Origin of the sequence: Acinetobacter sp. (genome assembly GCF_049284435.1) — a bacterium.
In the GTDB taxonomy this organism is placed as follows: Bacteria; Pseudomonadota; Gammaproteobacteria; order Pseudomonadales; family Moraxellaceae; genus Acinetobacter.
On the sequence record NZ_JBAPXX010000137.1, the window covers coordinates 1 to 15,169 of the forward strand.

15 protein-coding genes and 4 pseudogenes are annotated in these 15,169 nt (G+C 39.4%); 10 read left to right on the forward strand and 9 right to left on the reverse strand.

Features of this window, described 5'->3' with window-relative positions:
• The coding region (locus WAK81_RS11900; protein WP_422197027.1) for a tyrosine-type recombinase/integrase at positions 1-691 on the reverse strand (691 nt) is incomplete at its 3' end.
• A gap of 165 nt (positions 692-856) precedes the next feature.
• Here WAK81_RS11900 and WAK81_RS11905 point away from each other — a divergent pair.
• From WAK81_RS11905 to WAK81_RS11915, 3 genes and pseudogenes are all read left to right on the forward strand, one after another.
• Positions 857-1,183 (forward strand): annotated as a pseudogene (locus WAK81_RS11905) (aminoacyl-tRNA deacylase); the annotation flags it as partial.
• 193 nt (positions 1,184-1,376) lie between these two features.
• A pseudogene (locus tag WAK81_RS11910) lies at positions 1,377-2,627 on the forward strand (YncE family protein).
• 62 nt (positions 2,628-2,689) lie between these two features.
• A complete protein-coding gene (locus WAK81_RS11915) occupies positions 2,690-3,172 on the forward strand; it encodes a hypothetical protein (RefSeq protein WP_422197029.1) in 483 nt (160 codons plus the stop codon).
• 113 nt (positions 3,173-3,285) lie between these two features.
• Here WAK81_RS11915 and WAK81_RS11920 read toward each other — a convergent pair whose 3' ends face one another.
• Genes WAK81_RS11920 through tusD form a run of 4 tightly spaced genes read right to left on the reverse strand, consistent with a single transcriptional unit; the run spans position 3,286 to position 4,677 of the window.
• Positions 3,286-3,597 carry a TusE/DsrC/DsvC family sulfur relay protein gene (locus WAK81_RS11920; RefSeq protein ID WP_422197031.1) on the reverse strand — a complete coding sequence of 104 codons (312 nt, stop codon included), beginning with the start codon at positions 3,595-3,597 and terminating at the stop codon, positions 3,286-3,288.
• Positions 3,598-3,611: 14 nt separating this feature from the next.
• On the reverse strand, positions 3,612-3,896 hold the full coding sequence (locus WAK81_RS11925; protein ID WP_422197033.1) for a hypothetical protein: 285 nt from the start codon (positions 3,894-3,896) through the stop codon (positions 3,612-3,614).
• Between the two features lie 17 nt (positions 3,897-3,913).
• Positions 3,914-4,264 (reverse strand): hypothetical protein, encoded by a 351-nt coding sequence (locus tag WAK81_RS11930; RefSeq protein ID WP_064096132.1) that lies wholly within the window; start codon positions 4,262-4,264, stop codon positions 3,914-3,916.
• Between the two features lie 44 nt (positions 4,265-4,308).
• Positions 4,309-4,677, reverse strand: a complete 369-nt coding sequence (tusD, locus tag WAK81_RS11935) for a sulfurtransferase complex subunit TusD (protein ID WP_422197036.1) — start codon at positions 4,675-4,677, stop codon at positions 4,309-4,311.
• A 70-nt stretch (positions 4,678-4,747) separates the two neighbouring features.
• Between tusD and WAK81_RS11940 the strand changes: the two genes are divergently transcribed.
• From WAK81_RS11940 to WAK81_RS11970, 7 genes are all read left to right on the forward strand, one after another.
• Entirely contained in the window at positions 4,748-5,758 is a 1,011-nt protein-coding gene (locus WAK81_RS11940) for an NAD-dependent epimerase/dehydratase family protein (protein ID WP_422197038.1), read from the forward strand.
• Positions 5,759-5,896: 138 nt separating this feature from the next.
• Entirely contained in the window at positions 5,897-7,291 is a 1,395-nt protein-coding gene (gene fumC, locus WAK81_RS11945) for a class II fumarate hydratase (RefSeq protein WP_422197039.1), read from the forward strand.
• A 126-nt stretch (positions 7,292-7,417) separates the two neighbouring features.
• Positions 7,418-7,909: a hypothetical protein gene (locus WAK81_RS11950; protein ID WP_422197040.1), complete on the forward strand. Its 492-nt coding sequence runs from the start codon at positions 7,418-7,420 to the stop codon at positions 7,907-7,909.
• A gap of 432 nt (positions 7,910-8,341) precedes the next feature.
• Positions 8,342-8,944 carry a nitroreductase family protein gene (locus WAK81_RS11955; protein ID WP_422197042.1) on the forward strand — a complete coding sequence of 201 codons (603 nt, stop codon included), beginning with the start codon at positions 8,342-8,344 and terminating at the stop codon, positions 8,942-8,944.
• Between the two features lie 128 nt (positions 8,945-9,072).
• On the forward strand, positions 9,073-9,435 hold the full coding sequence (locus WAK81_RS11960; protein WP_422197044.1) for an immunity protein Imm33 domain-containing protein: 363 nt from the start codon (positions 9,073-9,075) through the stop codon (positions 9,433-9,435).
• Positions 9,436-9,801, forward strand: a complete 366-nt coding sequence (locus WAK81_RS11965; RefSeq protein ID WP_422197046.1) for a hypothetical protein — start codon at positions 9,436-9,438, stop codon at positions 9,799-9,801. It abuts the gene before it with no gap.
• Between the two features lie 776 nt (positions 9,802-10,577).
• Positions 10,578-11,339 (forward strand): alpha/beta fold hydrolase, encoded by a 762-nt coding sequence (locus WAK81_RS11970; protein WP_422197047.1) that lies wholly within the window; start codon positions 10,578-10,580, stop codon positions 11,337-11,339.
• Between the two features lie 14 nt (positions 11,340-11,353).
• On the opposite strand, the gene WAK81_RS11975 is transcribed toward WAK81_RS11970, so the two are convergent.
• The 4 genes and pseudogenes from WAK81_RS11975 to WAK81_RS11990 form a co-directional block, all read right to left on the reverse strand.
• Positions 11,354-12,310, reverse strand: a complete 957-nt coding sequence (locus tag WAK81_RS11975; protein ID WP_422197049.1) for a M15 family metallopeptidase — start codon at positions 12,308-12,310, stop codon at positions 11,354-11,356.
• A gap of 123 nt (positions 12,311-12,433) precedes the next feature.
• Complete coding sequence (gene icmH, locus WAK81_RS11980; protein ID WP_422197051.1) at positions 12,434-13,246, reverse strand: type IVB secretion system protein IcmH/DotU; 813 nt, start codon at positions 13,244-13,246, stop codon at positions 12,434-12,436.
• Positions 13,247-13,254: 8 nt separating this feature from the next.
• Positions 13,255-14,262, reverse strand: a pseudogene (gene tssK, locus WAK81_RS11985) (type VI secretion system baseplate subunit TssK); the annotation flags it as partial.
• Positions 14,249-14,785, reverse strand: a pseudogene (locus WAK81_RS11990) (helix-turn-helix domain-containing protein); the annotation flags it as partial. The pseudogenes tssK and WAK81_RS11990, both read right to left, overlap by 14 nt.
• Between the last annotated feature and the right edge of the window lie 384 nt (positions 14,786-15,169).

Genomic DNA, 15,169 nt, shown 5'->3' on the forward strand with positions numbered 1-15,169 from the left:
CATGATAATTATCAACTCCCTTTCTAAATTGGACTTGTTGCTCCTTGGAGAGTGGATGAGCGTGTTCAACATCTGGGCGATTAATAGCACCACGCACTGCATAAGTTGGATCATTCTCAGCTCTTAGAGTGGCGATCGCATATCGCATAACAGCACCAATAATTTTGATATTATTTGATGCTGTAACTTCACCCGTACCTCTAGCGCCTGTTGTCCGAACGCGAGTGATCGTTGATTTTGCGATATACAAGACTTCTGCAGCCGTCACGTCAGCAACACTCTTTGCTCCAATTACCGGGTATATATCCGTTTCAAGCGACCATTTTACTTTTCCAACATACGTTTCCGATCTGTTTTTTAAAATCTCGGTAATGTATTCTTCAGCAACGGCTTTAAACGTATTTGCGTTTTTTACACTTTGTATGACTTTTTCTTCTCTGCGGGCTAAAGCAGGATTTTTACCTTCACTGAGTAGAGCCTTCGCGTCATCACGATTCTTTCTTGCCTCTGCTAGACTTACCCGTGGATATTCCCCTAAACTTAGCATAGAGGCCTTGTTTTCAAATCGGTATCGATAGCGCCACAGCTTTGTACCTGTGGGTCTAACTTCAATACAAAGCCCATTATGATCAGCAATGCGATATGCTTTATCCCTTGGTTTAAGGCTCTTAATTTTGGTATCGGTGAGCATGTGAGTAACCTAAATAAAATATGAGTAACTTGAAAACTACTCACAATAGTACTCACAAAATAAGATTTTGCATATAGTGCTTAGATTTGTTTTAGTTTCATAAGTATCTAATTTATAATAAATACAATGATTTAAAATTTGTTTAGATTTGCCTAGCTTTATATAATATTGTTTTCGGATGATAAACAGTATTTTGTTGCGGTATTGCCGGTACATCATCAACTTAATCTGAAAAAAGTAGCGCAGGCCGTAGGATGCAAAAAACTCCAGATGGCAGATCCTAAACATGCAGAACGCTTGACCGGTTATCTAGTTGGCGGAATCAGTCCCATTGGGCAAAAGAAACGATTAAAAACGGTGATTGATGCTAGCGCAGAACAGCTGGATAAGATCTATGTCAGTGGCGGTAAAAGAGGCTTGGATATCGGATTAAAGCCGGTTGATCTTGCCAATGTGCTCAATGCACAGTTTGTCGATGTGCTGGATACATAAGATCGAAGTACGATGATCACCTAAATTCATAGAACCTAAAGTGATAGATTTAAAATGGCTGCATATTTTTTGGTCGGAAATAACAGTAAATCATTTTATACGTTTGTATATTAGATAAGTTAAAACACAGCCTGACTGTGTACACAACAAGGAATGAAAACAAAAATATAAATTATTATGTGGAGCATAATGGATGAAAATTCAAAATAAAAAATGGCACGGTTCTGTCTGATATTATCTGCGATGGCGATGCTATCTGCGTTGCCTAATGTACAGGCTGCTTCTGCGCCTTCAGCTGCACCTGCCAATTCACAGCAGGTTTTCTTTGTCGGAAATAACTGGGATGGCACGGTAACCGTGATTCGTCCATCGGGTGATTTTGGCAAAATTGGCGTCATTAACATGATTCCTGACCGGAAAGAGCGCCTTAAAGAAATTCACCTGAATCCAATCAAACTGATTGCCTATACTTATATTCAGACCACAGCGGGTGAAGGCAATAATCAGTTGGTGGATGATATGTACTCGACACCAGATGGTCAGTCAGTCGTTGCATCACGCCCAAGTTTCGCCGATGTGGTATCAATTAATATCAAAACCGGCAAGATTAACTGGCGGACGCCAGTCGAAGGTTTCCGTGCCGACCATATGGCGGTATCACCAGATGGGCAGCGGGTCGCCGTATCTGCATCTTCAGGAAATCTGGTGCATGTACTGGATGTCCATACCGGTAAAGAGTTGGGCCGTTTCAGCACTGGCGACAAACCGCATGAAAACATTTACTTCGATGGTGGTAACAAGATCCTGAACTCTGCCATCGGCAATGTGGAAACGTCGATGGATGCACAGTGGCAAGACTTTACTAAAGGTAAGCGTTTTATCACTATCGCAGATGCCTACGCATCAGGTGGTAAGAAAAATTGATTTCAGGCCCGCACTCGATGCTTTTGGCCGCAAAGATTTATCCAACTCAGTACGACCAATAGTATTTAGCAAGGATGAAACCAAACTATATGCCCAGGTTTCATTTTTTAATGGTCTGATTGAGTACGATCTGAATCAGAACAAGATTAGCCGGATCGGACAGCTCCCTGGCAGTGATAGTATCCCGAAAGACCGGATGAAATCAGTCAATGATTCACGTCATCATGGATTGTCAATCACTGCTGATGGTGAAAAGCTCTGTATCGCCGGGACGATGGATAACTACGCTACCATTGTAGATCGCAAAACGCTGACAGCCGGGAAACTGATTTCTGCAGGCAAACCTTATTGGGCAACGCGGAGCCCGGATGGTCGTAGCTGTGTGACTTCAGAAAGTGAAACCGATGTGGTCACCGTGATTGATTTTGCCACAGGCAATAAAGTGCTCAGTGTACCGGTGGGAAATCATCCACAACGCGTTCGGATCGGTTATGCGCCAGCAGACTGGTCAACACCGTAGTCGATTAGCGAAAAAGACAGCTTTTTGATAAAGGCTGTCTTTGCTGAGCTGAGGACATAAAAATGAATGATAAAACAATTCTGTTATATGTAATGATCGGATTGCTCCTGTTTGGGACTTTAGTGGGTATTGGCTATCAGGTACGACAAGAAATCTATCGGACGAATTTTACTGATCAGACCCATTCTGATCCGGTCCTGCCAGCTGAAAAATCGGCAAGCTATATATCTGTCAACTCTTCTGAGAATAGTCAAACTACGAAGATAGAAAAACCTAATGCAGCTGCAAAGCAAAACGAATTATTAAAACAACAAGAGCAGTTATATCTGGACTTTACTCAGATCATCAATGCTTTAAGTGAAGGGCAACGACCCGATCTTCAACAGGTCAGCTTACTAATTACCAAGCAGCAGAAGCTGGTAGAGGCTCAACTGGTAAGCAAGGCCGAGGCGAAAGCACAAATTGATTTTCTGATTAAAGTTCTGCCTGAAATGGATCATGAATTGCATCGGGCACTGCGAGTATTAGAGCAAACCCGAATTTGACGAATTAGATCCAGATGCATCTTTCATTATTCTAAGTCTAAAAATTGCTCTCATAAAAAGGCCCAAAAAATGATTTGGGCCTTTAAATACATACTATAGAAAGTTAAGTATCTTTATAAACAATTCGCAGGCTTGGGTACACCAGCCAAACGGCTTAAGTGACGGGCCACCAGACCAGTATTAAATTTTTCCTGGAGCATGGCATTGTTGATATCGGAACTGACGGTTTTCATTAAAAATTTAATCAGTGGGCGTGTTGCCGGTGAATGGCCAAATTGTTGATAGAATTGACGCACCGCTTGTAGAATTTTAAAATGCCATGGGGTTAAGCTCAGTTCCAGACTATCGGCCAGCACTTGAGCAACGTCTTCATTCCAGAGGGTATAGTCAACCAGATGGCCATCTTGATCCAATTCTAAATTCATATCTAACTCATTCATTATTTCATTGAAATGCAGCGATTAAACTCGAGGCAAAGATCTGCAAAATCCGCATAATTCAAAAGCTTTATTTGTGTAGGCAAAGGCTGCGCTAAAAGTTCCGAATCATTTTCCAGCATGTGAATTTTCGGCAAGCTTTGAAGAAATGAATGCTCTAGCAGCAAAACCGCTTCACCCATCAGCACGACCTGATCACGCATTGTATAAATTTGAGCTAGTTGCTCTAGGATCTGCGCTGTTGCCGAATAGCTAGATTGGATCAGGTAAAGTGTATGATTTGACATTTGTATATCCTTATTCCTTACCAATACAGCACATGATCAAAGCTTTGAATAAATTCAGGATTAAGCTCAATAAATTCGATTTCTTGTTCACTCTGCGTCACAAATGGGGAATTCTGGTTTTTCTGCTCAATAAGAATCGGAGTGAGATCATAAAACTCGAAACTGTCGACCATATTTGATGCCAGTTTGAATGCATGTTGCAACTGGTCAAATTGCAGCTCTGAACGCAGTAGACTAAGAGCAGCACCTTGTAGCAGGACTTTAACTTCTGCGCCAAAGGTTGCCAGGACCATGGTAGCTGACAGACTTTCATGCACTTGCAGGCTAGTCAGATTGGCTTGGGTTAATATAACAAGTACAGATTTCACACAAGATTCCTTGGAAAAGCAACACATTCTAAAAAATGAAACATCTAGAATTGAATGAGACGTTGTGAGGACTGAACGGCATCGGCAAGTTCACCTAAACCGACCAATTCAAAGGCATCTGCCAGATTATGCTGCTGAATATTGTGACGTTGAGCATTGTCCGGATCTGTAATTCCACGCGCCAATGCTGCACTTACACAGACCGGTAGGCGAATCTGTAGCGCTTGCCATGCGTGTGTAAGATGGCGTTGATCGTCGGGTACCCATTGCAGTGTATTTGCGACCGATACGCCGTCCTGATAGAAGAATACACGGAATGCTTCCTGTTTATCTTGCAAGGCCTGAGCCAAACCCAGGGCATGCCAGGCATAAATGGAAGTCGGTGCGGAGGTAACAAGAATTAAGGTGCTCATCGAAATTCACTACAGGCTTGATCAATAGCAACAGATTGATCTTGGCTTCATCAGAAAGTAGGTAGTATAAATGATTTTAGTGACGGGTGGATTAGGCTTTTTAGGCTCACATATTGCTTTAAGTCTGTTAGCACAAGGACTAGAGGTCATTGTGGTCGATAATTTGGCCAATGCCAACTTACAGACTCTGGAGCGTCTTGAATTTATCTCCGGCATGTATGTACCTTTTATCAAAATTGATATTCGCAACACCCCAGCATTGAACAAAGTCTTTGAACAGCATTCGATTCAGGCTGTGGTGCATACCGCAAGTTTTAAGTCACTGGAAGAATCAGTATTAAAACCACTTGAATATTATAATGATAATGTCAGCTGTATTATGAGTCTCATGCGTGCCATGCAACGTACCGGAGTGCGTCATCTGGTACATTTATCCAGTCTGGCTGTATATGGACAATCTGGCACAGATTTAAGTGAAGATCTGCCTTTTAACTTCACTTATCCGAATCCATATATCAAATCGCAACAGATGGTTGAGGAAATTATCCGTGATACTGCCAAAACTGATAATGAATGGCGGATTGCGATCCTGCGTCTGTCCAATATCGCTGGCGCCTTTGAACACGGTGTGCTGGGGGAAGCAGTGCCACCTTTGCCAAAAAATATTCTGCCTTTGGCAATGCAGGTCGCTGCACAGCAACGTGAATATCTTGAATTACGCCGTCAGGCCCATACTGCAGATGGCACAGTAGAACGGAGTTTTTTGCATGTCGCAGACTGTTGTGATGCCGTGATCAAGTCCTTGCAATGGCTGTCACAACAGCCGGAATTAAAATGTGAAGCTTTTAATATTGCCAGTGAATTGATTTCCATACAGGATTTGCTAGATCAACTGGCTGAAGTGACTCAGTCTGCAATCAAAACCATGGATGCTTTGCCATATCCACATGCGGAAATGGATCAATTGGGGGCGAACATCGAAAAAGCGCGAAATATCCTGCATTGGCAACCTCAGCGATCACTCAGAAAGATGCTTGAAGATGAATGGTTGTTTTATCAGAATATGCTCAGAGGGCAATAATTAAGAGTATTTAGCTTATATTTGATAATAATTATCATTTACATAGTTGCTGTAATCAATTACTTTAAATAAATAGATTAAATCATTGATATAGAAATTCCTAAGATTAGTAACAGGCAAGAAGAATTGAGGTTGAACATGCAAACACGTATTGAACATGACACGATGGGAGAGGTGGCTGTACCGAGTGAGGCTTTATGGGGCGCTCAGACTCAGCGTAGCTTGCAAAATTTCAAAATTGGAAATGAGCGTTTGCCACGCCCAATGATTCGTGCCATGGGACTTGTCAAAAAAGCTGCGGCTTTAACCAATGCCGAGCTGAACCAGATTCCCCAAGAACTATCACGCTATATCGTGGATGCGGCAGATGAAGTCATCAGCGGTCAGTGGGACAGTCAATTTCCACTGGTGGTCTGGCAAACCGGTTCAGGTACACAAAGTAATATGAACTGTAATGAGGTAATTGCCAATATTGCCAACCAGAAATTGGGAAATCATTTAGGGGCACAAAAACCGGTTCATCCGAATGATCATGTCAATCGTGCACAATCTACTAACGATTCATTTCCGACTGCAATTCATGTGGCTGCGAGCTTGCAGATCAATGAACTGTTAATTCCGGCAGTCACACGCTTACGCGATACCTTATATGCCAAATCTCAGGATTTTGCCAATATTGTAAAAATTGGCCGGACACATCTACAAGATGCTACACCTTTAACTTTGGGTCAGGAATTCAGCGGTTATGTCTCTCAGCTGGATCATGGGCTTCTTCGTCTAGAACAGGCCTTGGTCGGACTATATGAATTGCCATTAGGCGGGACAGCGGTCGGTACTGGTCTAAATGCTCATCCTGATTATGCCGTTCAGTCTGCTAAAACCCTGGGATATTTAACTGGTTTGCCATTTGTAACTGCGCCAAACAAATTTGAAGCGTTGGCTGGCCGTGATGCTGCGGTATTTGCTTCTGGCGCATTAAAGACTTTAGCAGTCAGCCTGAATAAGATTGCCAATGATATTCGTTGGCTGGCCAGCGGGCCACGTTGTGGTTTTGGTGAATTGCGTATCCCTGAAAATGAACCGGGTTCTAGCATCATGCCGGGTAAGGTTAATCCGACGCAAAGTGAAGCGATGACGATGGTGGTCGCGCAAGTTCTCGGCAATGACACCACCATCAACGTGGCAGGTGCATCAGGCAACTTTGAACTGAATGTGTTTATGCCGGTGATTGCCTATAACCTGTTGCAATCCATCCAGCTTTTAGGCGATGCATGTAACAGTTTTAATGATCATTGCGCCGTCGGTATTGAGCCGAATCATGAGAAAATTGAACATTTCCTGCATGATTCTTTAATGCTGGTCACGGCATTGAATCCGGTGATTGGTTATGAGAATGCAGCCAAGGTTGCCAAAACAGCCTATAAGGAAGGAAAAACCTTAAAACAGGTGGCCGTCGAACTGGGGTTAGTCACCGCTGAACAGTTTGATGAAGTGGTGCGTCCTGAACAGATGGTCTCACCGAATGCCAAATAAGGGCCGCAGCGCTTTTATTTTCAATCTTTTCTTCTCTTTTATCATTGAATAGTCAGCAGTGGTTTTTATCTCGGGCAGAGTTGCGTACAATAGTGCTAGATGAGATTAACCACTGATGATTGTTTTATGCTTGATATTTATTTAACAGATGTTCAAAGAAAGGTGCAGTTCAAGGATTATCCAGGTGAGCATCCTGTTAAATTTATTCTGAATTTCAAAAAGATTTTTCCGAGTGTCATGGAACTTCTTTTACCTGTACTCCCGGATAATGAAAATCTGGAAGAAATGTCTTGGGAATCGACCAACGATGATTTTGAGACCTTCCAGATGTTTTTAACTGGATGGGGTATTATCGAACTGCGTTTAAAAGCGATTACCCAGTTTAAAGATAAAGCATTTGCGGATCGTCTGGTTAAACAAGCCCAACAGAAACGCAAAGACTATCAAAAACAGCAGACTAAACTGACTACAGTTGAACTGGACTATCTGTTTATGCATGAGATGCATGCTCTGATTGATGCAGAACTGGTTGAACTCGGTGAGAAATTCTATTTACCAATTTTACGTGAGCTGTGGAAGACTAAAGTATCTGCTCAGGTGTTGAACGCGAAGTTTTAAATCAGTTTTTTAGATTTGATTTATAAAATTAATCCTCCAATGTTGGGGGATTATTTTTTATCTGCAATATGAGATTTATTTCATGATGCGTGATCTCTTAAAATAGCCTAAGCAAAAATAAATTTGGTGATTGAACGTCTTTATTCTTAAAATTTTGCACAGTAATAACGCATGTTGAACCATGGTTTAGCGTCGGGACCTCTCATAGGGCAGCAGTTTTAACGATTGTTCAAAACATAGATGAAAATGATCGTTTTTAGCTAAAAAATATATAAAAATATCAATTAAATAGCCTAGTAATTCAGTCCATTATTTTTTAAGGTATATAAGCTTTATCTTAAGATAAAGTAAAAGCTTCATTGATTAGCTATCCTTCATAAAAATAGTTGAAGGTTCAAGTTTTCCCGAAGATATATCCCAGGATTTTCAAAAATGTCGAATCAGTTTTTAGATTTAATTACTAAACGCCGTACTATTTATGCCATTGCTAAGAATGTTGAACAATCTCCTGAACGTCTAACTGATTTGATTCAGACTGCAATTAAGCAAAGCCCATCTTCTTTCAATTCTCAGTCTTCGCGCGCCGTCATTTTATTCAATTCAGAACATGAAAAGTTTTGGGGCTTCGTCGCAGATAAATTAAAAAGCTATGCCAAAGATGGAGAAAGCGCTGCAAAAACCACAGCAAAAATGGCAAGTTTTGCGGCGGGGGTAGGTACTGTTTTATTTTTTGAAGATCACACAGTTGTAGAAGGCTTACAGGAACAATTCCCATCTTATGCTGATAACTTCCCAATCTGGGCAGAGCATTCGACTGCGATCGCACAATTTGCAACTTGGACGGCATTGCACACAGAAGGGTTAGGCGCATCATTGCAGCACTACAATCCGATCGTGGATGAACAGGTACATGCGGAATGGGACATTCCGTCGAACTGGAAACTTCGTGCACAGTTGGTCTTTGGTTCAATAGAAGGCGAGCCGCGCGCTAAAGATTATCTCGCGGATGAAGAGCGCTTTAAAGTCTTCCAATAAGTTGAGATCCATATCTGCGCTTAACACGATTTAAGGGCAGATATTTTTAGATTTCGATGAAATCCCAATCAGCTTCATTAAAATTAAGTTAAAATAGCGCGCTAATGAAAATTGATGAGTAAGACCGAATGTCGAAAAACACGCAAAACCTGTCACCGTTACAAGAACTGATCGCAGAGCAAAAACTACTTTGTGAAGAAGTAGGCTCGGCTTATGTTGAAGTCACAGGTGATGATGTTGTTGCTGTGGCTGTACATACCTTGAAACAGGATCCGATTGTCGGCATTCGTAAAAAGCCTGAAACGGCTGAAAATATCAGCTGGTACATTTATGGTGGAGAACCTTCAAGTGAAGAAGATTTTGAAACTATGACAGTACGTGAATTACAGGACATCGCACCAGAAGTTTTACCGTATCTGGCTCTGGAAACAGGTTTTCGTTTCATGATCGATGCAGATGATTATGAAGATGTCTGGAAAGAAGAAATCTAAATGCTGAAAAAATCATCTTTCATTTGTGCAGGATTTTTATTACTGAATAGTATGGTCTTTGCAGAGCCACTTTCACAAAGTGCCTATGACCAGTTTATTTCAGCACAGACTAAAATCGTCAATGAAACCAAACACGTTTTAGATGAAGATGATCAAAAGGCAGATGCCCAAACTCAACGTCAGGCTTTCTGTAACCGACTGAAAGCCTATCAGGATATTCAAAAGGTGTCCGAAGAAAACAGTAGTCTGGAGATGGCGCCTACGATGGCTATGGTCGCCAAAAGTTTTCTTGAACGGCAGGATCAAAGTTTGACTCAATCTGGAATGACTACAAGCGTATTTTGTAAAAATAGGGATGTAGAATAAGCTATAAAATACTTTTCTATCTCGAAAGTTTTTCGCAGTGGAATAAAAATAAAGTAGGTAAGTCTATTTCACAACCAAATTTTGTAGATACTAAAACCTGAAAGACCATCACTAGAATATTTTTAATAAAGAATCTGTTAAGTTAATTTAAATTGTATTCTGATGTGAATATCTCATATCCCGGGAACATATCAAAATTAGTTAATATATTGATAAGAATAAATGAATAATATGGGTTTTTATAATTTTCTAAAAATGTCTTATATATGTAATGTAATTTTTTGATCAGGACAATTTAAGCAGGATAGTGTGATTGCACGCTTATATTTAAGCTAATAATTTGAGCATCTTAAGATACTGCAAATAGCCTAAGCGATACATAAGTTTAACAACTTTATCAAGAAAGGGGGAAGTTATAATACTGATGTTTACTGCCTGTAACTCATTTGGTTTTAAGAAAAAGTTCAACCTAAAATAGTTTACATGTTTTTAAATCTCACTTTTAAGGCTTTCATTAATTTTATTTAGTCTGCATAACAACCCAGTATCACAATTTAACCATCTTCTTTCATATATATAGATAGCCATATATCCATCTAGATATTAAATCGTAATTTTAAAAACTTATGGATCGATTATAAATTATTTAGCCTAAGCAAAAAAATAACCTCATAAAATAGCCTAAGCAAATTTTATATTTAAAAATTTGCCAATTGATTAATTTCGAATATAAATCCACTATAAACACTTAAATAAAGAAATCACGGAATTCTCAAATGATCCTAAATTATCAACTTCAACACCACGAAACGTCAGTACTATCTCCAATGGTCTTTATTCATGGTTTATTCGGTAGTTTAAGTAATTTAGGAGTACTAGCTCGACATTTTTCTGAGCAAAGAACCGTGATCCAACTTGATGTACGCAATCATGGGCTTTCTGGTCATAGCTCAGACCTAAGCTATAAAATTATGGCAAAAGACGTACTAGAAACTTTATCCAGTTTAAATATTCAAAAGTTCGTAGTAGTAGGGCATTCCATGGGTGGGAAAATTGCTATGAAAATAGCAGACTTAGCCCGCGTACAAACTGAAAAGTTGGTCGTCCTTGATATTACACCAATCCAATATCACGAAAGTCATCATACTAAAATTTTTAAAGCCTTATTTGCGGTGCAGCAAGCAAGTGTTGCTTCACGGCTTGAGGCAGTAAAAATTATGCGTGAATATATTCATGAAGAAATGGTGATTCAATTTTTATTAAAATCCTTTAATAAAGGGCAATGGCTCTTTAATGTTCAGGCTTTATTTGATCATTATTCAGATATTATGGATTGGGAAAAGGTCGAAAAAATTAATCAGCCAGCTTTATTTCTTCGTGGCGGTAATTCTTTTTATATCTCAAAACCGGAACACTTTGCAGCAATTGATAAGCAATTTTCTCAGGCAAAAATTGAAGTCATTGAAAATACAGGGCATTGGCTACATGGTGAAAAACCAGATGAAGTGATCAACAACATGCAGGCCTTTCTAAATTAATTCACTTTTTATGCTTAAGGCTGAAATGCTTGAGTCTGTAATTGTCCTTCATGAATGAGTTGATGAGCCATTTCAGCTGTTTTCTTTAAACCGGGCATACGATATTCAGTATGTCCAAAATCTTTAATGGATTTCCAGCGACCGCCCCAGGTTAAACCCACCGATTCTGCAATCTGGCCATACAGTTCATAACCACGCATGGCCCATGGATCACGTTCGCTAATCACCACCTTACCATCGCGTTTAAAGGCAATATCTGCGGCTAGCCCAAACTGATGATAACTTTGAAAGCCTTTGGCCTTGGTAATATTACTGTTGGTCGCCAAAGAGTTTTGCCTTTCCGGACTTCGATAACCTTCGAGTAAAACCAGCTCATAACCATGCTGTTCGCGCATAATTTTAAAAACCATCAGTAACCGCTGTTTAAATCGCGGATTCATCTTATGCCATTTACGGTCTGCTGTACTGATATCTGAATGTATATGCGTGGCAGGTATATGAATATCTTCAATATTCAGATTAAGGCTTTGCGCTGAAATTACAGAATGATTTGCTAAAGATTCTTCTGGTAATGCTTCGATAATAAGCTGTTCATCAACTTCGGTTGGAGCCGTTAATATTTGTCCATCTAATAACGCATAAATCTGTGGATCAACTTTCCTTAAATATTCAGCTTCAAACTTACTTACAGTAAGTGGCTGAGTAAAAGCGAACATTAAAATACTGCAAAATAAGCTAAATCCTGCAATCAAAATCCACCATTGCTGCAAATGCCACTCAGACTGAATATACTCAGGCGATGCTGCCCCATGAAATTTCTGCACAAACTGTTTTGCTTGAGAAAATTGTTGTTTGCTTTGTGGAATCAAATCAAGAAATAAATCCTGTATTCTTAATCGAAACTCATAGGAAAGCAGGACTAACATAGCCAGACTTAATACAATAAAGCTGCTTAATATAATCAAAATCATCAGTTAAATGATTGATCTAATAATGATTGAATTTTTTTTCTTTATCGATATAACTTTTCCAACGGCGTCATTTTTTAAGTCTTTATTTTTATAAGTGTCCATCATATTTATTTGAAAATTGAGTTAGGGTAAATGAATCGTAATATAGGCTTGTTCAGCAGGCGCGCTAATCAAATTCTGATATTGAGCAAAAACAGCTGCTTGTTCTGTTGACAAGGCATATTTAAAAACCACAAAGCTAATCACGGCAAATAATAATAAAAATATCAGAATCCAGAAAAATGGTAATTCACGATGGATGATATGTCGGATTTGATCTGGAATCGCTGCAAAAGGAGAAAAAGCAACTTTTTTACCCTTGAGATAATCAATCTGATCTCCGATACGAGCAATCAGACTATTTAAATGCTCAATAGATTCAATTCGATATTTTCCGTGGAAGCCCAATAAAAGGCAATAATGATATACCTCTAATACTGCCAGACGTTGCTTATCTTTATGGCGTATTTCTTCCAGATTTTCAAAGAAGCGATAACCTGCAAGTTGTGAACCAAAAAGGCTTAACTGCAAGGGACTTATTATCCAGGAATTTTGCAGATCAAAAAATTGCTCATCCTGTTGCGTGATAATTGTTTCATCTACTAAAGCGCAATAGGCATATTTTGCATCTTGAATATCTTCAGCTGAAAATTGCATCTGGCGTGCCTGATGTTCAAAACATTTCAACATCTCCAGAATTTTTTCACGGAAAGACTCTATATTTGCAGGGATATAGTGATTTTTTAAAAGAAAAACAACATAGAAGCCGTCATGTAATAAATCTACCAGACTATTCATACAGGTAGGATTGGTTTCTACAGATTGTATGACTGTATAACCAGTTCCGATTTGACCACCATCAAAGAGTGAAGGAGGAGAGTTGATGATTGTATTCATTAATATTTTTATCCATTCATGACAGCAATAAGTTCAATCCCGATATCCTGAAAACCATTCGGGATATAAACACAAATCGATTCTGAATCCAGCATGCGCTGATACAGTTCATTATTTGGTTCGATCTCAAAATAATGAACACCGGAACGTACTGGAATTGCAGTAGGAACCTGCATGAGGTGCTGGACGGGTACAGCCGGTAAAGCTGCAACCACACGTTGGTCTACATCTATAGTACTACCGACTTTAAAACGGATCGGGACATAGGCAATCAGGTCATGTGCGGGCATAACACTACTTGATACAGCAAGATATAAGCGGCTATTGCGATTGATTTTGTCGCTTTCCAGACTTCCGAGCCAATAGGACGGGCGCGTTTCTTTTAAACTAATGCTGATATATCGATTCGAAATAATTGTATCGAGTAAATCTCTTAGAATAATATCAAGCTGATTGAAGCTGTCGTATAGATGATGATGCTGATACTGCGGTAATTGATCAATGTCATAGGCTGTTGAAAATGTGAGTAAGGAGCCACTTAATCTTAAAAGTTCTGCATATAATCGTTCTGGATGAATTTGTGGATACTGCAAAATATGATTTAAGGTTGCATATGCAGTATTTAAGGCATTTACCAGCCAGAAAGAGACAATATCCCCAGAGCGGAACTCAATTAGCTTCTGTTCATTTTCACGGTTATTGGATTGAATCGTTTTAATCTTGGCCCGAATGATATTTAAGGTTCGCTTTAAATTGTCCAGTAGATATTCACAGGCTTGTATATGTAAAATAGGAGGAATGAACTTCTGATCAAAAATAAAATTTCCCAAACTTTGTCGTTTGATTTGAGCAACCGGAAGATATAAATAGCCATCCAGATGTAGTTGTGGTTCTTGATCAACTTCAAAAAGTTTAAATTCTGCCCGACGGCGTAACAGGGTGATCTCTGCAGTAGTGGCATCGGTGAATAAATCATGAGTGGAGATTAAATGTGAGTGATAACGACTCACCTGAGAACTTTCGGCATGACTTAAATTTTCCTGTGGCATCATCAATAAACACCAGCAGACAGCATTTAGCAGCGTGTCTTTCAAACCAGTCATGATGTGAGCCATCAATCTGAATCAGTTCACCATAACAATCCCGGTTATATCGAGGCTGATACGGGCGTTTCAGGCGCTTGGATCGAGGTATCCATAAATTGGCTGCAATCATCCAGGAACGTAGTGTTTCCACCGAAATATCAATATCATGAACAGTGGTAAGCTTTTCATGCGCCAAGGTAGGTCCGAAACCATGCAGTTGATCAGAAACAATATTGAGGCACTTAAGTCTGAGTTCTTCAGGAAGTTTGGAATTGCTGGTTTGGCCACGGCTGGCATGGGCTAATGCAGCTGGGCCTTGAGCTTTGTATTTTTGCAGTAAGCGTCTGATCTGACGTTCTGAAATATGCAGTAGCTGAGCAGCTTGGGATTGAGTTATGCGTTGATTACAGATTTCCTGCAAGACTGACAATCGTTTAAGTTCTTTATCCGACATAGACACCAACATATCAAACCGTCCGCTAAGGAAATTGCAAAAGTGCATATTCTAAAAGCGGACATTTTTACTTTGGAGAAACCGGACATTTTTATTTGGGGCTTACAACACTATTTCGTATAATGTATATTATGTTAAATTGAGTACATGATACATTTACTTCATAATCACCTGTGCTTATAGATAAATAGTATATAAATCAATAACTTATTTTAAAATAATTCTATGTTAATTTTATTTAAGTCTATATAGTGTTTACTTCATTTAGTTTTTCAATTGTGCAATGTTTTTCTTAAAGAAAATCAAACTTTCAATAAAACATTCAATTCAAAATCGAATTATTGTACTGTTCGATGCTTCGACTACAACTCTTTATCTTTATCC

Bases quoted from the DNA above. Each gene is read 5' to 3' on its own strand.
- WAK81_RS11915 (WP_422197029.1), top strand. From the start codon at position 2,690: ATGAATGATAAAACAATTCTGTTATATGTAATGATCGGATTGCTCCTG.
- WAK81_RS11920 (WP_422197031.1), bottom strand. From the start codon at position 3,597: ATGAATTTAGAATTGGATCAAGATGGCCATCTGGTTGACTATACCCTC.
- WAK81_RS11925 (WP_422197033.1), bottom strand. From the start codon at position 3,896: ATGTCAAATCATACACTTTACCTGATCCAATCTAGCTATTCGGCAACA.
- tusD (WP_422197036.1), bottom strand. From the start codon at position 4,677: ATGAGCACCTTAATTCTTGTTACCTCCGCACCGACTTCCATTTATGCC.
- WAK81_RS11940 (WP_422197038.1), top strand. From the start codon at position 4,748: ATGATTTTAGTGACGGGTGGATTAGGCTTTTTAGGCTCACATATTGCT.
- fumC (WP_422197039.1), top strand. From the start codon at position 5,897: ATGCAAACACGTATTGAACATGACACGATGGGAGAGGTGGCTGTACCG.
- WAK81_RS11950 (WP_422197040.1), top strand. From the start codon at position 7,418: ATGCTTGATATTTATTTAACAGATGTTCAAAGAAAGGTGCAGTTCAAG.
- WAK81_RS11955 (WP_422197042.1), top strand. From the start codon at position 8,342: ATGTCGAATCAGTTTTTAGATTTAATTACTAAACGCCGTACTATTTAT.
- WAK81_RS11960 (WP_422197044.1), top strand. From the start codon at position 9,073: ATGTCGAAAAACACGCAAAACCTGTCACCGTTACAAGAACTGATCGCA.
- WAK81_RS11965 (WP_422197046.1), top strand. From the start codon at position 9,436: ATGCTGAAAAAATCATCTTTCATTTGTGCAGGATTTTTATTACTGAAT.
- WAK81_RS11970 (WP_422197047.1), top strand. From the start codon at position 10,578: ATGATCCTAAATTATCAACTTCAACACCACGAAACGTCAGTACTATCT.
- WAK81_RS11975 (WP_422197049.1), bottom strand. From the start codon at position 12,310: ATGATTTTGATTATATTAAGCAGCTTTATTGTATTAAGTCTGGCTATG.
- icmH (WP_422197051.1), bottom strand. From the start codon at position 13,246: ATGAATACAATCATCAACTCTCCTCCTTCACTCTTTGATGGTGGTCAA.